This is a genomic window from Burkholderia sp. Bp9090 (assembly GCF_003857985.1).
Taxonomy (GTDB): Bacteria; Pseudomonadota; Gammaproteobacteria; order Burkholderiales; family Burkholderiaceae; genus Burkholderia.
Genome location: NZ_QTPV01000006.1, coordinates 167772 through 188764, shown reverse-complemented (window position 1 = coordinate 188764; position 20993 = coordinate 167772). Strand labels below are relative to the sequence as shown.

Sequence of the window (20993 nt, the reverse complement as noted above, 5' to 3'; positions counted from 1 at the left end):
CGCGCGGCGCGCAGCGTGCGCACGAGGCGCGATCAGCCCGACTTGCGTACCGCCGGCCCGGCGACCAGCTCGCCGAGCACGCGGATCGCGCGCTCGATGTCACGGCTCCACGGATGGCCGAAGTTCACGCGCACGCAGCGCTCGAAGCCGTGCGCGGCCGAGAACAGCGGCCCCGGTGCGAAGCTGATGCCGCGCGCGATCGCCTGGCGGTGCAGTTCCATCGCGTCGATCGCGTCGGGAAACGACAGCCACAGGAAATACCCGCCGTCCGGCCGCACCCACTCGACGCCGGGCGGCAGCCAGCGTCGCAGCGCGTCGTCCATGCGCGCGAGCTGCGCCTGCAGGGTGCCGCGCAGCTTGCGCAGGTGACGATCGTAGCCGCCGTGCTCCAGATAGTTCGCGATGCCGGCCTGCGCGGGAATGCTCGCCGACAGCGTGGTCATCAGCTTGAGCCGCTGCACCTTCTCCGCGAACCGGCCGGCGGCGGCCCAGCCGATCCGGTAGCCGGGCGCGAGCGTCTTCGAGAACGAACTGCAATGCATCACGAGGCCGTGCCGGTCGAATGCGCGCGCGGGCAGCGGGTAGTCGGGGCCGAAATGCAGCTCGCCGTATACGTCGTCCTCGATCAGCGGCACCTCGCGTGCGGCCAGCAGCTCGACGAGCGCGCGCTTCTTGTCGAGCGACAGCGTGACACCGGTCGGATTCTGGAAATTGGTCATGAACCAGCACGCGCGGATGTCGTGCCGGTCGAGCGCGTTCGCGAGCGCATCGAGATCGAGGCCCGTGCGTGGATCGACGGGAATCTCGACCGCGCGCAGGTCGAGCCGCTCGATCGCCTGCAGCGCCGCATAGAAGCCGGGAGACTCGACCGCGACGACGTCGCCGGGCCGCGTGACGGCCATCAGGCACAGGTTCAGCGCTTCGAGCGCACCGTTGGTGACGACGATCTCGTCGACGGGCTGCGCGACACCGGTTGCCAGATAGCGCCGCGCGATCTGCTGGCGCAGCGCCTCGCTGCCGGGCGGCAGGTCGACGACCGTGCTCCAACGGGCTGACGAGCCGCGTCGCCTGTGCGAGCGATTTCGCGAGGCGCGGCAGCGGAAACAGCTGCGGCGCGGGAAATGCGGAGCCGAGCGGCACGATGCCGGGCTGCGTCGCGGCGTCGAGCACCGAGAACACGAGGTCGCTGATGTCGACCTTGCGCGTGGCGCCGGCACGGCTCGCGCGGCGTTTCGCGGGCGGGTTCGCCGCCGGGCCCGCGCCCGGCGCGACGTAATAGCCGGAACGCTCGCGCGCGCGGATCAGCCCCCACTGTTCGAGCAGGTAGTACGCGCGAAACACCGTCGACTGACTCACGCCATGCTGCGCGATGATCTGCCGCAGCGACGGCAGGCGCGTGCCGACCGCGAGGTTGCCGTTGCGGATTTCGTCGGCGATCGTCTGGGCGAGGGTTTCGTAGCGTTTCATCGGCGCGGGCGGAGCATGCTTGGTGCCGCTCGCGCGGGGCCGATGCGGCGCCGCGCCGGCGGGCGCGCGTCATTGTCCGACGAGCGGCCCGAAAAGGAAAGCGCGACGGCCGCGGCCGGTCGCGCTGTCGTGGCGATGCCGATGCGTGCGCATCCGTCGCGCGTGATCGCGGCGTTCATGCCTGCGTGGCGCGGATGCGCATGCGATGGCTCGACGCGCATGCAGGCGGAGGTGACGACACGACGCGACGGATGACGCGCGTCGCCGAATGCATCGAATGCATCGAATGCACCGAACGCTCCGAACGCTCCGAACGCATACGCAGTACATGCCGCGTGGCGCCGTGGCTGCAAGCGGAGTTGGCACACGTCGCGTCTTGCCTTTCACCTGATGATTCTCCGTTTGCGTGGCCGGGTTCGAGCGCGTGCAGCGACGTGCGATCGAACGCGTACACGGATGACGCGCTCCGAATAGGCGGATGCAGTGGCGTGCGGCTTGTTCCAATTGCGCGGCGATATTTTTTGTGGTCTTGTTGCACGATCAAGCATCGACTCGAAAAAAGGACAGTCGAATGCATACGGGGAATTCGGACGAGGACCGATTGATCAGGGGAATCGGCGCGCGCCGTGCGCGCCGCGCCGCGTGCCGGTGGCTTGTCGTCCTGACGCTGGGCTGGCAGGGCCTGCCTGCCTGCGCCGCTTCCCCCGAGACCGTCGGCGACAACGTACTGCGTGTCCTTGCGTGGCCCGGCTACGCGGACAACGATGTCGTCAATGCATTCGAGACGCACTTTCATGTGCACGTCGAAGTAACCTTCGTCGATTCCGACGAAGCGTTGTGGACCCGGATGCACAGCGCGTCGCCGCCGCCGTACGACGTGCTTGCGGCCAACACGGCCGAGATCCAGCGCTATGCGAGCGACGGCCTGCTCACGCCGATCGACCTGTCGCAGATCCCCAACCGCCGGCGGCAACTGCCGAATTTCCAGCAGCTCGCGACGATCGGCGGACTCGTGCGCAACGGCTCGACCTATGCGATTCCGTTCACGTATTCGTCGATGGGACTGATCTACGATCGCAAGCAGGTGCCGGTCGCGCCGCGCTCGATGCTGGAACTCTGGAATCCGCGTTACCGCGGCAAGGTGCTCGACTTCAACAGCGCGCCGCATAATTTTTCGTTCACCGCGCTCGCGCTCGGCTATCCCGACCCGTTTCACCTGTCGCCCGCGCAAACGCTTGCCGTCGCGCACAAGCTGGTCGAACTGCGGCGCAACCTGCTCACGTATTACACGCTTCCGGACGAGGCGACCACGCTGTTCGTCCAGCATCGCGCGGCGCTGATGTTCGGCAACTATGGCACGCAGCAGGTCGAACAGCTGCGTCGCGCCGGTGCGGATGTCGGCTACGTGATTCCGGACGAAGGCGCGCTCGCGTGGCTCGACTGCTGGGGCGTCACGCGCGGCGCGGAGCATCGCGAACTGGCGTTCGCGTGGATCAACTACATGCTCGAACCGGCGATCGGCGTGCTGCTGACCGAACGCCAGGGGCTCGCGAATACGCTCCAACCGCCACCCGGTCTCGAGGCCGGCCACCAGCACCTCGTCTGGATCCAGCCGGTCGAGGACATCGCGCGGCGTGAGTCGCTATGGAGCCGCATCGTGTCGGGCGACCGGCCGGAGCGGTTCGAAAAATGATCAGGCTCGGGCTCACCTGGAAGCTGTCGATGCTGTTCGCGTGCATCGGCGTGATCGCGTCCGGCACGACCGGCTACTACACCTACCGCGCGAACCGGACGATGCTCGTGCAGGAAGCGCAGCACAGCCTGCTGATGTCGACGCACTTGCTCGGACAGCGCTTCACGACCGCGCTGTCCGACGTGGCCGACGATGTGCTCGTGCTCGCGCAATTGCCGGCGTCGGCGTCCGTCGCGAGCGGGGAAGGCGCCGATCGCGCGCCGCGCACGCGGCTCGAACAGGTGTATTACAGCTTCATGAAGAACCACCCCGAGTACCTGCAGATCCGGCTGATCGCGCGCGGGGATTTCGGGCTCGAGCGGATCCGCGTCGATCGCGACGCGCACGGCATCGTCGTGTTGCCGGAGAGTGCATTCCAGGAAAAAGGGCAGTTTCCTTACGTATTCGATACGCTTGCGACGGCGCCCGGTCATATCTACCTGTCGCCGATCGCGATCAATCACGAGACCGGCTCGCATGCGGCCGAAGGGCTGCCGATCCTGCGCGTGGGCACGCCGGTGGTCGACGAAGGCGGCCGGGTCGTCGGCGCGCTGGTCGTCGACGTCGAGCTGACGCGCATGTTCGACCGGCTTGAACGCGATCTGCCGCCAGACTACGTGGTGTATCTCGCGAACAAATGGGGCGATTTCCTCGTGCACCCCGATCCGTCGCAGATCTTCGGCTTCGATCGCGGGCACCGCGTGCTGATGCAGGACAGCTTCCCCGACACGCGGCTGCTGTTCGTCGGGGCGCGCACGAACGTGGCGCTCAACGGTCTCACGCAGCCCGACGCCGCACCGGGCCAGATGTTCGCGTTCGTGCGCACGCCGTTCGGCAACAACGAGGGCAACCGCTTCGTGGTGCTCGGCATGGCGCGTCCGCTCACGGACGTGCTGGCGCCGGCCGGGATGCTCGGCGAGCGGATCATCCGGATGGTGCTCTTGATGAGCGTGGCGGCGGTGATTCTCGCGATCCTGTTTGCGAGCGCGATCACGCGGCCGTTGCAGATGCTCGCGCGCGCGGCGACCCACGTGTTCGACGATCCGGCCGCCGAACGGTTGCCGGTCGCGCGGGCCGACGAGATCGGCGTGCTGGCGCGCTGTTTCGACAGCATGCGCGTCGAGATCCGTACGCAGGTCGCGATGCTGCGCGCGAAGCAGCTGGAACTCGCGCACCTCGCCGGTCACGACCCGCTGACCGGCTTGCCGAACCGCCTGTTGTTCATGGAGCATCTCGATGCCGCGATCCGGCATGCGGCCGCGGTGCGCGAGGGGCTGGCGGTGATGTTCGTCGATCTCGATCGCTTCAAGCAGATCAACGACCAGCACGGGCACGCGGCCGGCGATCGCACGCTCGTCGCGGTCGCGAAACGGCTGAGCCTCGCGCTGCGCAGCGGCGACATGGCCGCGCGGCTCGGCGGCGACGAATTCATCGTGCTGATTTCGGACGTGCGATCGCCCGCGGTGATCGGCGATATCGCGTCGCGTATCCAGATCGTGATGGCCGAGGAACTGGAATTCGGCGACCGGCACCTGGCCGTGGGCGCGAGCATCGGCGTGAGTGAATATCCGGCGGATGGCGCGTCGGCCGAGGAACTGCTGGTCAAGGCCGACGCGGCGATGTACGCGGCGAAGGCGTCCGCGCAGTGCGCGTGCGTGCGTTACCAGGAACTGCTCGGCGGCGGTATCGCCACCGACGACGGCGGCCGCGTGGCGGCGGAGGGCAGCCGCTGACGGCGGACCGGCCCGGCGCGCGGCAAAAACGCGGCGAGCCCGTCACGGGACGGGCTCGCTGGATCCGGGCGGACCGCGCGCGATGCGCGCGGCGGCGGACTTAGTGGCCGAAGTAGACCGAGTCGCGCGTGTTGCGCACCTTGACCGCCGGTGCGCCGCCCTGGACGACCGGGGCCGGCTGCGCGCCGTAGCCGCTGTTGTCGGCAGCGTGTGCGCGCGCTTGCGCGGCCTGGATGTCGGCCGGGTAGTACGGGCTCGACTGGCTCGGCTTGTAGCCGGCATTTTCGAGCTGAACCAGTTCGTTGCGCACCTGGGCGCGGGTCACGGTGCTTTGTGCGAAAGCGCCGAACGAAGCGGACAGGGCGACAGCGGCGACGACTGCGGAAACGAGCGATTTCATGATGACCTCCGATGTTCTATTGGGTTCGCTGGCGACACCATGTCGTAAGCGATTGATTACATCGTAGGCGTCGGTGGATTCAGGGTAAACGTGGATTCCGGCGAAAGATCATTGTCGGTGAGGCAACAATTCCAACATAAGTTCGATCCGTCCCCGTTCCGCGTTGCGGGAATTGCAAACTGACGGCGGACGGGTGGCGAGACATCGCGCACGGGCGAACGCCCGGTGGCGGGGCACCGGCAGGTGCGGCGGCTGGCGGGGGGCGTTGGCGGATCAGACGCCGTCGGCGTCGTCGATTTCCTTGCGCTCGCGGCGTTCCTCGTTGCCGCGGCGCGCCCGCAGGCGCTGGCGCGACAGGACCGCGATCACCTGCTGGGTGGGCGCGCCGGACGGCAGCTCGTTGCGGATGCGATCGGGCACCATCGGCAGGCCCGCGCGCTGCCGGCGCAGTGCCTTCGCGATTGCCCGGCGGCATTCGTCCCCGTGGCAATCCCATTCATCGCGGATTCTCTGGCAATAACGGCATTGTTCCATCGGGACAGTCTAACGCGTCTTGGCGATCGGAGCTGAAGGCGCGACGGACGGGGCTTGGACGGGCGCGGGCGCCGGCGCAATCGCACGCGTGTCCGGCGACGGCGTTCGACATGATTCGAGGCTGAATCTTGCCCGAGCGGGGCGCGGGGCATCGGGCGAGGTCACGCGATGGCGCGCAATCGAAGCGCATGACACCGGTTCAATCAAATTCATGATGCGTCGCTCTATCATGTGAAAAATACATGCATCGCAACAAGGAGGCGAGATGACGCTTGCGCAGTTGCAGGCCCTGGCTGCCGTGGTCGAACTCGGCTCGCTGACGGCCGCGGCCGACCGGCTCAGCCGCAGTCAATCCGCGATCAGCCACGCGTTGACCGAACTGGAGGACATCACTGAGGTCAAGCTGCTGTTGCGCGACCGCCAGCCGGTCGTCCTGACCGCTGCCGGCGAACGCCTGTGGCCGTACGTGCAGAACGTCGTCCGGGAAGCGCAGACGCTGCGCCAGCAGTTCGGCCTGGCGCGCGGCAAGCTCGAGGGTCGGCTGGTGGTGGCGTCGCTGCCGAGCGTCTCGCTCGCGTTCGTCGTACCCGCGCTCGAAGCGTTGAAGGCGGCGCATGAGGGCGTGACGGCCGTGCTGCTCGAAGGCACGGACGCGGAAGTCGAAGGGTGGCTCGACGACGGCACCGCCGACATCGGCGTGGTCGCCGGCACGAAGACTTTCGCGAACAACCTGCCGTTGCTCGACGAGGATTTCGTCGCGGTGGCGGCGAACGGCATGTTCGACGGGCGCGAGAGCGTGTCGGCGAAACGGTTGGCCACGATGCCGTTCATTTTTTCGAAGGCGGGGTGCGGGCCGGTCATCGCGGATTACTTCGCGCGCAACGGTGCATCGCTTCGCGCCGCGTTCAACGTGGTCGAGATGCGGACCATTCTGTCGATGGCGGAGGCGGGAATGGGCGTGTCGATCGTCCCGCGCATCACGCTCACCTATACCCGGTTCGGCGGCCGGGTGCTGGCGTTGTCGCCCAGGCTGCATCGTTCCGTGCGACTGGCGTGGAACGCGAGCGGCAACGCGGTCGCCGACGCATTCGTGAAACTGGTCGACGCGCAACGCGCGAAGGCCGGAAAGGCGATGCAGGCACGCGCGAAAAAGGGCAAGTAGCGGGCCGGCGGAACGACGCGATGACGGGGTGAAGCGCGCTCATGCATGACTTGCAGTTTATTCATGCCGACAGACGCCGACATGCAATACATTGCTGGACACTCGCCCCGACTTCATCGCGCCGAAGGAGACTGCCGTGCCGGCCTTGCCCACCCTGATTGCTTTCGGACTCGTATCGCTCGGCATGGCCCTGACGCCCGGCCCGAACATGCTTTACCTGATCTCCCGCTCGATCTGCCAGGGCCGCCGTGCGGGGCTGGTGTCGCTCAGCGGCGTCGCGCTGGGGTTCGTGTTCTACATGTTCTGCGCGGCATTCGGCATTACCGCGCTGGTGCTGACCGTGCCGTACGCGTATGACGCGCTGCGTTTATCGGGCGCGCTGTACCTGTCGTATCTCGCGTGGCAGGCGCTCAAGCCGGGTGGCCGCTCCGCGTTCCAGGTGCGGCAACTGCCGCACGACAGCGGCGCACGGCTCTTCACGATGGGCTTCGTCACCAACCTCGCGAACCCGAAGATCGCTGTGATGTACCTGTCGCTGCTGCCGCAGTTCATTGCGCCCGGGCACGGCAGCGTGCTCGCGCAATCGCTGGCACTGGGCTGCGTGCAGATCGCGGTCAGTGTCTGCGTGAATGCGCTGATCGCGAGCATGGCCGGCTCGATCGCGGGGTTTCTTGCCGGTCGGCCCGTCTGGGCGCGGGTGCAGCGCGGGTTGATGGGCACCGTGCTGGCCGGACTGGCCGTGCGTATCGCGCTGGAATCGCGAAGCTAGGGGCACGGTGGCGGCAACGCGGCTTGCGGTGGAAACCGGCGTGCCGATGCGCATGCAAGGTGCGGCGGTCGAATGGACGCAGCCGCTCCGCATGGCGCAGCCGTCACGTATTCGCCGTATCCATCAGCGCGTCGCGCGCGCCGTCCCGCACGCGCCAGCCCCGGCCGCCCGCCGCGCGATCATGCGTTGCGGGCGGCCGTCGCATCAGCGCTCGCGGCGCTTCTTGCTCAGCTCGATCGTCTCGAACAGCTCGTACTGTGCGCTCGGGTGCTGATCCGCGCCCGGCGCATGGTAGTAGCGCATCGTGATCGTCGTGTGGCCGCCCGGCTTGCCCGGATCGTGGTCGAACACGGCGATCCCGTAGCCGGTGCCCGTATCGCGGCGCGCGGACCAGATCGCATCCTCCAGCGCATCGGCCGGCTTGCGCACGAACGTGTTCGGCGCGGCGCCCGGCACCGGCCGGTTCGGCTTCGTGAAGACCTTGGCCTGCGCGAAGCCGGTCGCCGGGTTCTCGCCGTATACGTCGAGCGGCGCACTGGTGCCGCCGCCGCCGAGGATCAGGTGGATCGTGCCGTGGCTCGTGTCGAAGGTCGTGCGCTCGGGATCGGTCGACCCGACCGGACGCGGCTGCAGCGTCTCGACGACTTCGCCGGTCGATGCATCGACGCCCGCGCGGTGATTGCAGCCGCGCACCGGGTAGCTGCGCTCGTAATCGTGATCGTGACCGCACAGCACGAGGTCGACGCCGTAACGGTCGAACAGCGGCAGCCACGCCTCGCGGATGCCCTTGTCCGAGCCGTTGCCCGTCTTCGACGAACTCAGCGCGTCCTGGTGCATCTGCACGACGATCCAGTCGATGTCGTCATCGTGCGACGCTTGACGCAGCGTGTGCTCGAGCCAGCGCGTCTGCACGCCGTCGCTGTAGCCGCGCACGTAGAACGACGTGCCCGGTTCGATCGGCGCGCGGCCGGTGCTCGCGGCCGGCACCAGCGGAGCGGGGCCGCCGACGAACGCGGCCGCATCCTGGTACACGACGTCGTCGGCGTCGAGCGAGATGAACAGCACCGAGCTCACGCGGAAGCTGTACCAGCGGCCCGGAAAGCGCGTGCCGTTCTCCGGCAGCGTGTAGCGCGCGAGGTACGAGTCGAGCCCCTGCGGGCCGTTGTTGAATTCGATCTCGTGATTGCCCGGGCACGGCATCCACGGGCGGTTCGCGGCCGACGTCTGGTTGTTGTTGCCGAAGTCGCGCCACACCTCCGGCTGATGCGCGGGGTTCAGGTTCGCGTAGCAGAGGTCGCCGTTCAGCAGGTGGAACAGCGGCTGGAACTGCTCGACGGCCTGCACCGCGAAGCGGCTTTGCGGCGACGACAGCACCCATGCGCCGTTCGGCGTCGCGAGGTCGCCGTAGCTCGTGAAGCGGAACGGTGCGCGCCCGCGCGGCGCGGTCGTGAAGGTCGCGGCAAACGGCTGCGCGGCGTTGCTGTCGTTGTCGGCCGTCAGTTCGTAGCGGTAGCGCGTGTTCGGCTTCAGGCCGTGCACGCGTGCGTGGTACGTGAACACCGTTTCGCCGTTCAGGCCGTCGGTGTAAAGGCGCTGCACGCCGTGCACGGTGCGTGCCGGTTCGCCGTCGGCGACGATCCGCGCCCGCGGATTGACGGCCGGCGCGAGCGATGCCCACGAGATCGCGACTTCCGACGCCGGGTCGCTGCCCCATGTCAGGTGCACCTGTTCGGGGGTGCCGTCCGGGTTCGACCCGGCGGCACGAGCGGCCGCGAGCCCGCCCGCGGCGGTGGCGAGGCCGGAGACGCCGGCCAGTTTCAGGAAGCCGCGACGCGATACGGAAGCGGCCGGCTCGTTCGACTCGGCGGGGAAGTTGTCCTGGTTCGACATGATCGTATTTTCGTTGAGTGACACGCGAAATGCGGAACCGCCCGGCCGTGCGCGAGCGCGTCCGGGGCGTGGGCCGGAAACGAGCGGGATCCCGGTGACATGCATTGTCGAAGCGCAGTTTTGCCGGGTTGTGACAGACGGTCGTCCACGCCCGGGCCCGATGCGTCGCCGGATGAGCGCGGCGTCGCCGGTGCGGCGGAATTTTATTTGCGCGCGTCGCGACGGATTTTTCCGCATGCGTCGTTTAACGAACGAACGGCCACTTCCGGCCATCACGTTCGCTACACGACGCTTCGGAGTCTTTCATGAAACTTTCCATTTCATTACGGGTTGCCGCGGGATGCGTGGCCGCGCTGGCGACCTCCGCTGCATTCGCGCAGGCCGTCATCGTCGCGCCGGTCGCGCCGCCGCCGCCGCGCGTCGAAGTGATGCCGGCGCCGCGCGCGGGCTACGTGTGGGATCAGGGCCACTGGCACTGGCGGCAGGGCCGCTACGTGTGGATCCCCGGGCATTGGCAAGCGGTGCGCGTCGGCTATCGCTGGGTGCCCGGGCACTGGGCCGCGCGCGGCCCGAACTGGCGCTGGGTGCCGGGTCACTGGGCGTGACGCGCAGGGTGCCGCGCGGCGCGCAGCGCCGGTGCGGCGGGACTTCCACACAACTTCATCCGTCGAGCCATGCCTTTTCGAACCATCGTGATCCTGACAGCCGCGGCCGTCGTGCTGGCCGGCTGCGTCGTGGTGCCGGCGCGTCCGGTGTATTACCGGCCCGCGCCGGTCGTCGTATATTGATCGCGCCGGCCGGCTGGCGATCGACAGGATCGATATGCCTTTCGAACCGGATGTCGACGAAACCGGCCGGGCGGATGCCGGGCACGGCGCGCGATGCGCCGTGGACGCGCCGGCATGGCGCCGTGCGGTGCCGGCCCGACGCATGCAAGGAGAGCACGACGATGAGCTTCAGCCGGACGGCGGGCACGCTCGCCGGCAGCATCCGGCGGGCGCGCCGCGCATGGCGGAGCAGCCCGCGTTGAGCGACGCCGATCCGGACGCGGAACTCGTCGCGCGGGTCGGCGCGCGCGACACGTCGGCCGTGCGCGTGCTCGTCGCACGCAAGCTGCCGCGCCTGCTTGCGCTCGCGACGCGCATGCTCGGCGACCGGACCGAAGCCGAAGACGTTGCGCAGGAAACCTTCCTGCGGATCTGGCATCACGCGCCGCGCTGGCGGGATGGCGAAGCGCGCTTCGACACGTGGCTGCATCGCGTGGTGCTGAACCTGTGCTACGACCGGATGCGCGGGCGGCGCGAGGAGCCGGTCGACACGCCGCCCGACGTGCCCGACCCGCAACCCGAGCCGGCCGCGCACGCGGAGTTGCGCGCGCGCGATGCGCGCGTGCGCGAGGCGCTCGCCGCATTGCCGCCCAGGCAGCGGGAAGCGCTCGTGCTCCAGTACTATCAGGACATGTCGAACGTTGAAGCGGCCAACCTGATGGGCATCACCGTCGATGCGCTGGAAAGCCTGCTCGCGCGCGCGAGGCGCAACCTGCGCGCGCAACTGGCCGGCGACCCACCTAGCGAGGACAAGCGATGACACCCGAACGATTCCGTACCATCGTCGCCGCGTACGGCTCGGATGCGCGGCGCTGGCCGCGCGACGAACGCGCGGCGGCCGAAGCGTGGGCGCAAGCGCATCCGCGCGACGCGCTCGAGGCGCTCGACGATGCCGCCGAGCTCGACGCCTGGCTCGTGCAGGATACGGTCGAGCCGCCCGCGCCGGCGCTCGTCGAACGCATCGTCGCGTCGGCGCCCGCGCCGCAGCGTGTGCGGCGCCGGGGCACGGTGTGGTGGTCGGGCGCGGCGTTCGCGGGCGTCGGGCTGGCCGGCGCGCTGGCGGGCGCGGTGGCCGTGTCGATGCTGATGCTCGGCAGCGCGCCGATCGCGCAACACGAACCGGGCTACCTGACGACGACGTTCGGCGGCCCGGGCATCGACGGAGGCGACGAATGAGCGAACGCGGCTGGAAATTCATGCTCGTCGGGTCGGTCGTGTTGAACGTGTTCATGCTCGGCGCGATCGGCGGCGGCGCGTATCAATGGTTTTCTACGCATCGAGGCCTGGATGGGGGCGGGATGCCCGGACAGCGCACGGCATTGCGGTTCGCCGCGGACGAATTGTCCGACGCGCGTCAGCAAGCGTTTGCGGCGGCGCTGAAGGCGGCGCGCAAGGAAGGTCGGGATTTCGCGCGTGAGGGGCGTGACGGGCGGATCACGGTGCTGGATCTGCTGGCGGCGCCGCAGCTCGATCGTGCGGCGATCGACGCGGCGCTCGATCGGACGCGGGCGGCCGATATTGCATTGCGGGGGCAGGTCGAGCGCAGCGTCGTCGATTTCGCGGCGACGCTGACGCCGGATGAGCGCGTGAAATTCGTCGACGGGTTGCGACGCAGCGGGAACTGGCGGCTGCCGGCGAGGTTTCAGAGGAAGCACGACGCGGCGGGGAGCCAGTAACTGGCGTGGCGTGACGACGCGTCACGCTCGCGAATCGGTTGGCGGCGATCTCGAGTGCCGCGACGGAGGCAAACCATGGATCGAAGCGAAGACTTGATCGTGCGCACCATGTCGGCCGACGAGGTGGCCATGTCGGTCGAATGGGCGGCAGCCGAAGGGTGGAACCCCGGCCTGCATGATCCGCCGTGTTTCAGGGAAGCGGACCCGGCCGGTTTTTTCGTCGGCGTGTGGCGTGGCGAGCCGGTCGCGTGCCTTGCTGCCGTCGCGTATGACGAACGCTTCGGCTTCATCGGTCTGTACATCGTGAAACCCGGGTTTCGCGGCAAAGGCTTCGGCATGCGAATCTGGCAGCACGGCATGCGTTACCTGGGAGACCGCAATGTCGGTCTCGACGGTGTCGTGGCACAACAGGCGAACTACCGGAAGTCGGGGTTCCGGCTCGCGTATCGCAACATCCGCTATCAGGGGCGCGTCGACGGCATCGGATGCGCGCACGCGGCCGCGGCGGCCGAGGTCCCGTTCGAGCAGTTGCTGGCGTACGACCGCCAGTGTTTTCCTGCGCCGCGCGCGCGTTTCGTCTCCGCGTGGCTCGCGCAGCCGGATGCCGTTGCGCTCGCAACGATCGACGCGGGTCGCATCACCGGATACGGCGTCGTGCGCCGCTGCAACGCCGGCTGCAAGATCGGCCCACTGTTCGCCGATGACGCCGGCGTCGCCACGGGGCTGTTTCGCGCGCTGGCGGCGCGCATGCCCGGCGAGATGATCGTGCTCGACGTGCCGGAAACGAATCCCGCGGCCGTCGCGCTGGCGGAACGGCACGGCATGTCGAGCGTGTTCGAAACCGCGCGGATGTATACGAAGGAAGCGCCGGCGATCGCGATCGACCGCGTGTTCGGGGTGACGTCGTTCGAGCTGGGGTGACGGTCACGAACAGGCTCGGACGATTGCCGTCCGGCAGTTCGTGATGGAGGGAACACCGGTGCTGTGGAAATCTGACGATCGGGCGCGGCACGCGCGCAGCTCGCCGCTGCTTGAAAGCCGACCGCAAGCTATACATCCCCGCGCCGAACCCGAAATATTTCGCTCATTCCGCGACGGATTTCCCGCCACCCTCCGTTAAACACGGGTACGCATCGCGAGAGCCCCCGTCATGGACCACCCGAACGACATCTCACCGGCCGCCATCGCGCTGAACCGCTTCGGTCTCGGCGCGCGGGTCGACGAAGCGCCGCCTGCCGATCCGAAGGGCGCGCTGGTCGCCCAGCTCGATCGTTACGACCCGAGGCCGGCCGCATGGGCCGGCGAACCGGACGCGATCACGCTCGCCACGCGCTTCGCGACGACCCGCAACACGATGACGAGCGACGACGCGGCGGCCAGGCGCGCAACCGCGCAGTCGATCCGTCGCGACGGCTACGACGCCTATCGCAGCGCCGTCGCCGCGCGCTTGAACAACGCGCTCGCCACGTCCACGCCGTTCGTCGAGCGTCTCGTGCATTTCTGGGCGAACCATTTCGCGGTGTCGGTCGACAAGGGGCAGGTCGCCGCATACGCGGGCGCCTTCGAGCGCGATGCGATCCGCCCGCACGTGCTCGGCCGCTTCGAGGACATGCTCGTCGCGGTCGAGCAGCATCCGGCGATGCAGCTGTTCCTCGACCAGGCGCGCTCGGTCGGCCCCGACAGTCCGGCCGCGCTGCGCGCCGACGCGCGCAATCCGGCGGCACGGCGCGGCCTCAACGAGAACCTCGCGCGCGAAATCATGGAGCTGCACACGCTCGGGGTACGCACCGGCTACACGCAAACGGACGTGACGGAATTCGCGCGTGCGCTGACCGGCTGGAGCATCGCCGGCGGACGCGGGCCGCAGCCCGGCGATGTGGCGCCCGGCGCGTTCGTGTTCCGCCCGAAACTGCACGAACCGGGCGCGCGCACGGTGATGAGCCGCACCTACGATCAGCCGGGCGACGCGCAAGCGCGCGCGATCCTGGGCGATCTGGCGCGTTCGCCGGCGACGGGCCGGCATGTCGCGTTCCAGCTCGCCCGTCATTTCGTCGCCGACGATCCGCCGCCCGCGCTCACCGACCGGCTCGCCCGCGCATTCGATACGAGCGGCGGCGATTTGCCGACCGTTTATCGCGCGCTGGTCGATGCGCCGGACGCATGGTCGCCGGTCAATCGCAAGTTCAAGACGCCGTGGGAGTGGGCCGTGTCGTCGCTGCGCGGGCTCGGCTGGCGCGATACCGGCGACCTGAAGGCCGCGCCGCTGCTCGCGCAGCTCGGCCAGCCGGTATGGCGGCCCGGGTCGCCGGCCGGCTACGACGACGTTGCCGCGAGCTGGGCCGCGCCCGACGCGCTGGTGCGCCGCGTCGAGATCGCGCAGCGGTTTGCCGCACGCACGGGCGACCGGCTCGACCCGCGCACGCTCGGCAAGACGCTGCTGGCCGGCTCGCTGAGCGCACCGACGGCGACGGCACTGTCGCGAGCCGAGAGCGCGACCACGTCGCTTGCACTGCTGCTCGTGTCGCCCGATTTTCAACGGAGATGAACATGGCCCGATCCCTTACCCGTCGACATTTCCTGAGCATCGCCGCCGCCGGTGCGGGCGCGATCCTCGTCGCGCCGCGCATCGTGTTCGCGAACGTCGAAACCGACCGGCGCTTCGTGTTCGTGATCCAGCGCGGCGCGGCCGACGGGCTGAACATCGTCGTCCCGTATGCGGAACCCGCGTATGCGTCGTTGCGCGGCCCGCTGGCGATCGACGCGTCGACGGCGACCCGCATCGACGGCACGTTCGCGCTGCATCCGTCGCTCGTGCGGACCGCGCAAATGGTTCGCGACAAAGAGGCGCTGTTCGTCCACGCGATCGCGTCGCCGTATCGCGACCGCTCGCATTTCGACGGCCAGAACGTGCTCGAGACGGGCGGGCGCGCGCCGTACCAGGTGAAGGACGGCTGGCTGAACCGGCTCGCCGCGATGTTGCCGGCGACGCGGGACAACGCGATCGCGTTCGCGCCGACGGTGCCGCTCGCGTTGCGCGGCAGCGTGCAGGCCGCGTCGTATGCGGCGTCCGGGTTGCCGGCCGCACCGGACGACCTGCTCGCGCGCGTGTCGGCGCTGTACGAGGCCGACGCGCAGCTCGGGCCGCTGTGGCAATCGGCGATGGCCGCGCGCGGTCTCGCCGGCGACGCGCATGCGCGCCAGGATCCGGCGGGCGTCGGCAAGCTCGCGGCGACGTTTCTCGCGCGCGACGACGGCCCGCGGATCGCGATGATCGAGACGGCCGGCTGGGACACGCACAGCGCGCAGAACGCGCGGCTCGCGAATCAGTTGAAGGCGCTCGACACGATGCTCGCCGCGTTGCGCGACGGTCTCGGGCCCGTGTGGCAGCGGACCACGGTGCTCGTCGCGACCGAGTTCGGCCGCACGGCCGCCGCGAACGGCACGGGCGGCACCGATCACGGGCAGGCGTCGGTCGCGATGCTGGCGGGCGGGGCGGTCGCGGGCGGACGCGTGATCGCCGACTGGCCGGGCCTGCGGCCGGGCGACCTGTACGAAGGGCGCGACCTGAAGCCGACCGCGTCGCTCGACGCGCTGATCGCGGGCGCGGCCGCCGAAAGCCTGCGGCTCGATCCCGCTCATACCGCGTCGACGCTGTTCGCGGAAAGCGGCGCGACGCGGCCGATGACGGGCCTCGTTCGCGGAACCGCGTGACGCGCGGATTGATGCGCAGCTCGATGCACGGCTCGATGCACGACTCGATGCACGGCGTACGCGGGTTCGCCTCCGCCGACCGATCGATTACACAACAGGGAGAATCGACGATGAAGATCCGATCCGTATCGCTTGCCGTATGGGTGACGACGAGCGCGGCGCTGCTGTCCGCGTGCGTGGTCGAACCCGCGCGGCCGCCGCAGCCGGCGCCGGTCGCCGAAGTGATGCCGCCGCCGCCCGCGCCCGGTTATCGCTGGGCGAAAGGTCATTACCGCTGGGCCGGCAACCACTGGGCGTGGGTGCCCGGGCACTGGGCCGCCGTGTATTGAAGCAGGGGGCCGGCGCGCCGTTCACCAGCCGATCCGGTGCTTCTCCTCGGTTTCGCTGTGTCGCCAGTCGTCGTCTGCGTGCAGATACTGGCTCGTCGTCGTCAGCGATACGTGACCGAGGTTGTCGCGCACGAGCCGCAGGTCGACGCGGCCGTCCGCCATGTGCGAACCCGCGCTGTGGCGCAGCCAGTGGGCCGATGCCTGTTCGAGCACGCGCGCCTGTTGTTCGCCTGCATCACCTTGCGCACGCAACCGCTCGGCCGCGAACCGGAACACCTGCTTTACGATCCGGTGCAGCGCAGCGCGCGTGAGCGGCTTGCGCGTGCGACCGGCGGGCAGCACGAGCGGCGTGGTTTCGCCGTCGGCCGGCAGCGCGGGCAGGCCATGCGCGCGCCGGTAGCGCGCGAGTTCGGCCATCATCTCGGCGGTGGCCGGCACGAGGCGCTGGCGGCCGCCTTTGCCGGTCACGTCGAGCCACCAGCGATCGCGCCCGTTCGCATCGCGCCGTGCAAAGAATTGCCCCATCGTCGTGTCGGCCGCCTCGGTGATGCGCAGCCCGCCGAGATACAGCAGCGTGAACACCCAGCGCGCGCGATCCGCATGGAAGGCGGCACGCGCATCGTCGCGCGGCATCGCGGCGATCGCATCCTTGACCGCCTGCCACAGCGGCGGCCCGAGATGGCGCGTGACGCGCGGCGCGGGCCGCCGTTGCCGCTGCCGCGACAGCGCGAGCGGATTGCCTGCCAGATAGCCGGCCTGCACGAGCCACGAGAACATCACGTTCAGGATCACCATCGCCTGCCGCTGGCTGGCCGCCGACAGCGGCCCGTAGAACGGCCGCCAGCGCGGGTCGCCGCGCGGATGCTTGCGGCCGCCGTTCGCGCACCACACGTCGGCGGGCGCGGGCGCGAGCAGGAACTGCCGGTACACGACGAGATCCTCGTGCGTGAGCGACGACAGCGGCTTGCCGCACGCGATCACGGCCCACAGCAGCAGGCGCTCGGCCTCCTTGCGGTAGTTCTGGAACGTGGTGGGCGTATCGACGAAGCGTGCGAGCCATGCGCGCACGGCGTCGAGATCATGGGTCGCGGCGATCTGCGGATGCGCGCTCGTCGAGCGATTGGTGCCAGCGCGTCCGTCGAGCGCGGCCGGCACGGTCAGCGCGTCGATCGGCTGCGGCCGCAGCGCGGTGTCGGACGGAACGGGTGAGGTCATGCGAACAGGGGGCGCGGCTCGCCCGTGGCCGGGCGGGCGCACGCGGCGCGACGAAGCGTACGAGGAAACGCCGATGGTAATACACGATCACGACTTGGCGAAGCGCAACGGGTTTACGGCTGGCGCTCATACCGTCCGCATCGGCCGTTTCGGTGCAGACCGCTTCCTGCTTTCCGGCGTCGGGAGCAACCCGTCCACGAATCCGGCTTCCCGGCCTGTCGAACACCTCACCCCAGCGACAACACGCTGTTGAGCAACGTCCGCACGAGCGTCGCCTGTCGCGTGACACCCGTCTTGGAAAAGATCGCCCGCAGGTGCGAGCGCGCGGTGTTCTTGCTGATGTCGAGTTCGTCGGCCGCTTCCTCTAGCGTCGATCCGTTGACGAGCGCGAGCGCCAGCGCGGTCTCGGCCGGCGTGAGATCGAACAGCTTGCGCACGATGTCGTGAGACGCCTGCGACTTGCGCTCCGCATCGCGGATGAAGATCGCGCACGCGGGCCGGCGCGGATTGTCCTCCGACCATTCGCTGAGCGGGACCGTGCGGATCAGCACGCCGAGCGGCGGCTTGCCGGACGGGCGCGGCACGGCAATCGCCTGCGCGACCGACGGCGCTCCGCCCGCGCGCTCCGCGAGCACCTGGCGGATGAGCTTTTGCAGCTTGCGGTCCTCCAGCGGATACGATGCCTCGAGCGCACCGGCGCGCACGCGCAGGCCGTCGCATTCGGCGAAGATCTCGTCCGCGACGGAATTGGTCTTCATGATCGTGCCGCGCTCGTCGAGGATCGCGGTCGCGACGAGCATGCGGTCGATCGCGCTCGCATACAGCGTGCGCTCCGATTCGACCATCCCGAACTTCGCATGCAGCCGCACCGCGCGCTTCAGGTGCGGCAGCAGCGCATTGCAGACGGCCTTGTCGGTCGCCGAGAACGCGCGGCCGTGATGCGAGCGGCACACGCGGAAGCGGCATTCGATCCCGTCGGGCGTGCGCAGGTCGGCGCCCATCAGGTAGCCGACGTCGAACGGCTCGAGAAACTCGCGATACATCGCGCTGCTGCGCCACACGCCGACGCCGAGCAGCTCGTCGACGGTGACGACGCGATCGCTCGGCAGGTTCACGAACGGATCGAGCGCGTAATAGTAGTTGTTGTACGACGCGACGCCGGTCAGCGGCGCGCTCGCCGCGGACGCATTGATCATCAGCCCCACGTGGCCGCTGGCGGGCCAGCGCAGGATCATCGTCACGTAGTTCGCGTCCAGTTGCACGCGGATCTGTTCGAGCGCGCCGCCCCACGGCACGTCTTCCAGCGGGCCTTCGTAGATTGTCGCGAGCAGCGCGTCGTACTGCTCGAGCGTCAGTTTCGATTGGGCAAGGCACGGGGGAAGGGCCGGGGGCGCCGTGGTCATCGGGTTGTCTCCTGTTGCCGCCGCCGGGTCGCGGTGCGCCGGGCGTGCGGGTGCGTGCATGCGCGAATGCGGACCGCCGGCGGCGGCGCGCGGTTGCCTGCACCGGAATACGGTAACGTGCCCGTGCAGACGTGACATCCCACGAATGAGGGTGGCGGCGCGCGCGCTGTAAGCCATTTGTGAACTTTGCCGGCGCAGCATTCGCCTAATCGGCCCGCCAACGCTTCCTGAGGACCATCAGATGATTCGCAAGATCAGAACGCTGCTCGGCGCGGCCGTGATCGCCGGCAGCACGTTACTCGCCGGATGCCAGACTGGCGCGGCCGCGCCGGATGCACGCGCGGACCGCCCGGCCGACGGCCGGCCCGTGACCCGGACCGTTTATGTCGCGCCGCAGGCGGCGCGCTGCACGGGCGTCGCGCCGATGGACTGCCTGCAGGTGCGCAGCGGCCCGGCCGAGCCGTGGAGCCTGTGGTACGCGGGCATCGAGGGCTTTGCGTACCAGCCCGGCTATCAATATGTGCTGGAAGTCGATGAATACCGCGTCGCGCAGCCGCCGGCCGACGGTTCGTCGATCCGCTGGGTGCTCAAGCGGGTCGTCGAGCGCCGCCCGGTGAACTGACGGCCGCGCCTGCCCGCGGCGGCGCTTACGCGGACGGCCGCGGCGCGACCGGCCGCGGCGGCGCGGCGGTATCGATCCGCCGGAACACGACGGACGACAGCAGCGTGACCGCGCCCATGCAGACGAACGACAGCATGAAGCCGTTCGCCATCGAGCCCCAATGCGCGGCGAACAGGTTCACGAGCCCGCCGCCGATCGATACGCCGAGCCCCATCGCCAGCATCTGCATCATCGTGAACAGGCTGTTGCCGCTGCCGGCGTCGGCGTGCGACAGGCCCTTGAGCGTCACGGCGTTCATCGCGGCGAACTGCATCGAGTTCGCGGCGCCGAACACGACCAGCAACGCCATCTCCAGCACCGGCGCGGGCCGGGCCGACACCAGCGCGAACCCGGCGATCGCGCCACCGACGATCCCCGTGTTCACGACCAGGAACGTCGCATAACCGAAGCGTTTCGCGAGGGGCGCGATCCAGCGTTTCGCGATCACGCCGGCGATCGCGGCCGGCAGCAGCATCATCCCCGACTGCAGCGGCGTATAGCCGAGCTGCACCTGCATCAGCAGCGGCAGCATGAAAGGCACCGAGCTCGTGCCGATCCGGCACAGCAGGTTGCCGAGCAGCCCCGCGCCGAAGTTCGGCTCGCGGAACAGCCCGAGCCGGAACAGCGGCTGCGCGCGCCGCCGCGCATGGGGCAGGTACGCGAGCGCGCTTGCCACGCCGAGCACGGCCAGCCCGATCGCCCAGCCGGCGCGGTGCGCGCGCATCGGCGGATCGATCGCGAGCGACAACGCGATCATCGCGACCGACAGCATCGCGCAGCCGATAAAGTCGAACGGCGGCGGCTGCATCGCCTGGTCGTGCGGCAGGAAGCGCTGCACCGCGATGAAGCCGACCATGCCGACCGGCACGTTGACGATGAACACCCAGTGCCAGGAAATCGCCTGCGTGAGCCAGCCGCCGAGCGTCGGCCCGACGATCGGGCCGAGCTGCGCCGCGATCGACACGAACGCGATCGCCGCGACGTACCGCTCGCCCGGCACGCGGCGCAGCACGGCGAGCCGCCCGATCGGCAGCAGCATCGAGCCGCCGATGCCCTGCACGGCGCGCGCGACGACGAGCTGGCCGAGCGTGTGCGACGCCGCGCAGCCGATCGATGCGAGCGAGAACACCAGGATGGCGAGCGAGAACACGCGGCGCGTGCCGAAGCGGTCGGCGAGCCAGCCGGACGCCGGCGTGAGCATCGCCATCGTCAGCGTATAGACGACCACGACCGGCTGCATCGCGAGCGGCGACGCATGCAGGCTTTGTGCGATCGACGGCAGCGCGGTGTTGACGATCGTGGTGTCGAGCGACTGCATGAAGAACGCGGCGGCGACGATCCACAGCAGCGCGGAGTGTGAGGGTTCGCGGGACATGACGAAACGGGAAGTGCGGCGACCGGCGCGGCGGCGGCGCGACGGGGGCGCGGCCCGGCAGCGGCAGGCGCGCGCCGGCGCACGGCCGGTCTATGAGCACTCGATGGTA

At 69.3% G+C, this 20993-nt stretch carries 19 protein-coding genes and 1 pseudogene; 13 read left to right on the top strand and 7 right to left on the bottom strand.

Annotation, left to right across the window (positions count from 1 at the left end):
* Positions 1–32: 32 nt before the first annotated feature.
* A pseudogene (locus DIE16_RS08675) lies at positions 33–1467 on the bottom strand (PLP-dependent aminotransferase family protein).
* A 571-nt stretch (positions 1468–2038) separates the two neighbouring features.
* Here DIE16_RS08675 and DIE16_RS08665 point away from each other — a divergent pair.
* Both DIE16_RS08665 and DIE16_RS08660 read left to right on the top strand, forming a co-directional pair.
* The gene (locus DIE16_RS08665; RefSeq protein WP_124484652.1) at positions 2039–3160 is read left to right on the top strand and encodes an extracellular solute-binding protein; all 1122 of its coding nucleotides are present in this window, start codon (positions 2039–2041) and stop codon (positions 3158–3160) included.
* A complete protein-coding gene (locus DIE16_RS08660) occupies positions 3157–4932 on the top strand; it encodes a sensor domain-containing diguanylate cyclase (RefSeq protein ID WP_124484653.1) in 1776 nt (591 codons plus the stop codon). Before DIE16_RS08665 ends, DIE16_RS08660 begins: the two co-directional genes overlap by 4 nt.
* A 100-nt stretch (positions 4933–5032) precedes the next feature.
* On the opposite strand, the gene DIE16_RS08655 is transcribed toward DIE16_RS08660, so the two are convergent.
* Together DIE16_RS08655 and DIE16_RS08650 are read right to left on the bottom strand one after the other, a co-directional pair.
* Entirely contained in the window at positions 5033–5332 is a 300-nt protein-coding gene (locus tag DIE16_RS08655) for a DUF4148 domain-containing protein (protein WP_124522025.1), read from the bottom strand.
* A 273-nt stretch (positions 5333–5605) separates the two neighbouring features.
* Positions 5606–5866, bottom strand: a complete 261-nt coding sequence (locus tag DIE16_RS08650; RefSeq protein WP_006760082.1) for a hypothetical protein — start codon at positions 5864–5866, stop codon at positions 5606–5608.
* A 265-nt stretch (positions 5867–6131) separates the two neighbouring features.
* On the opposite strand from DIE16_RS08650, the gene DIE16_RS08645 reads away from it, so the two are divergent.
* Together DIE16_RS08645 and DIE16_RS08640 are read left to right on the top strand one after the other, a co-directional pair.
* The gene (locus tag DIE16_RS08645; protein ID WP_124570902.1) at positions 6132–7028 is read left to right on the top strand and encodes a LysR family transcriptional regulator; all 897 of its coding nucleotides are present in this window, start codon (positions 6132–6134) and stop codon (positions 7026–7028) included.
* A gap of 136 nt (positions 7029–7164) precedes the next feature.
* Entirely contained in the window at positions 7165–7797 is a 633-nt protein-coding gene (locus tag DIE16_RS08640; protein WP_124892106.1) for a LysE family translocator, read from the top strand.
* A 204-nt stretch (positions 7798–8001) separates the two neighbouring features.
* On the opposite strand, the gene DIE16_RS08635 is transcribed toward DIE16_RS08640, so the two are convergent.
* A complete protein-coding gene (locus DIE16_RS08635) occupies positions 8002–9687 on the bottom strand; it encodes a metallophosphoesterase family protein (protein ID WP_044845717.1) in 1686 nt (561 codons plus the stop codon).
* Positions 9688–9992: 305 nt separating this feature from the next.
* On the opposite strand from DIE16_RS08635, the gene DIE16_RS08630 reads away from it, so the two are divergent.
* From DIE16_RS08630 to DIE16_RS08595, 8 genes are all read left to right on the top strand, one after another.
* A complete protein-coding gene (locus DIE16_RS08630) occupies positions 9993–10292 on the top strand; it encodes a YXWGXW repeat-containing protein (protein WP_124484658.1) in 300 nt (99 codons plus the stop codon).
* Positions 10293–10509: 217 nt separating this feature from the next.
* The gene (locus DIE16_RS08625; protein ID WP_124892105.1) at positions 10510–11274 is read left to right on the top strand and encodes an RNA polymerase sigma factor; all 765 of its coding nucleotides are present in this window, start codon (positions 10510–10512) and stop codon (positions 11272–11274) included.
* Entirely contained in the window at positions 11271–11690 is a 420-nt protein-coding gene (locus DIE16_RS08620; protein ID WP_124892104.1) for a hypothetical protein, read from the top strand. The genes DIE16_RS08625 and DIE16_RS08620 overlap by 4 nt, the downstream gene beginning before the upstream one ends.
* Complete coding sequence (locus DIE16_RS08615) at positions 11687–12190, top strand: periplasmic heavy metal sensor (RefSeq protein WP_124892103.1); 504 nt, start codon at positions 11687–11689, stop codon at positions 12188–12190. Before DIE16_RS08620 ends, DIE16_RS08615 begins: the two co-directional genes overlap by 4 nt.
* Positions 12191–12265: 75 nt before the next feature.
* The gene (locus DIE16_RS08610) at positions 12266–13111 is read left to right on the top strand and encodes a GNAT family N-acetyltransferase (RefSeq protein ID WP_124522011.1); all 846 of its coding nucleotides are present in this window, start codon (positions 12266–12268) and stop codon (positions 13109–13111) included.
* 229 nt (positions 13112–13340) lie between these two features.
* A complete protein-coding gene (locus DIE16_RS08605) occupies positions 13341–14735 on the top strand; it encodes a DUF1800 family protein (protein ID WP_124892102.1) in 1395 nt (464 codons plus the stop codon).
* 2 nt (positions 14736–14737) lie between these two features.
* Positions 14738–15901: a DUF1501 domain-containing protein gene (locus tag DIE16_RS08600; protein WP_124645911.1), complete on the top strand. Its 1164-nt coding sequence runs from the start codon at positions 14738–14740 to the stop codon at positions 15899–15901.
* 110 nt (positions 15902–16011) lie between these two features.
* Positions 16012–16230: a YXWGXW repeat-containing protein gene (locus DIE16_RS08595; protein WP_044845687.1), complete on the top strand. Its 219-nt coding sequence runs from the start codon at positions 16012–16014 to the stop codon at positions 16228–16230.
* Positions 16231–16251: 21 nt separating this feature from the next.
* Here DIE16_RS08595 and DIE16_RS08590 read toward each other — a convergent pair whose 3' ends face one another.
* Together DIE16_RS08590 and DIE16_RS08585 are read right to left on the bottom strand one after the other, a co-directional pair.
* Complete coding sequence (locus tag DIE16_RS08590) at positions 16252–17445, bottom strand: tyrosine-type recombinase/integrase (protein WP_124892101.1); 1194 nt, start codon at positions 17443–17445, stop codon at positions 16252–16254.
* Positions 17446–17672: 227 nt separating this feature from the next.
* A complete protein-coding gene (locus DIE16_RS08585) occupies positions 17673–18848 on the bottom strand; it encodes a helix-turn-helix transcriptional regulator (protein ID WP_124892100.1) in 1176 nt (391 codons plus the stop codon).
* Between the two features lie 241 nt (positions 18849–19089).
* Here DIE16_RS08585 and DIE16_RS08580 point away from each other — a divergent pair, with 241 nt between their 5' ends.
* Positions 19090–19470 (top strand): DUF4377 domain-containing protein, encoded by a 381-nt coding sequence (locus DIE16_RS08580; RefSeq protein ID WP_124666777.1) that lies wholly within the window; start codon positions 19090–19092, stop codon positions 19468–19470.
* Between the two features lie 25 nt (positions 19471–19495).
* Here the strand turns inward: DIE16_RS08580 and DIE16_RS08575 are convergent, their stop codons facing one another.
* On the bottom strand, positions 19496–20884 hold the full coding sequence (locus tag DIE16_RS08575; RefSeq protein ID WP_124892099.1) for a DHA2 family efflux MFS transporter permease subunit: 1389 nt from the start codon (positions 20882–20884) through the stop codon (positions 19496–19498).
* Between the last annotated feature and the right edge of the window lie 109 nt (positions 20885–20993).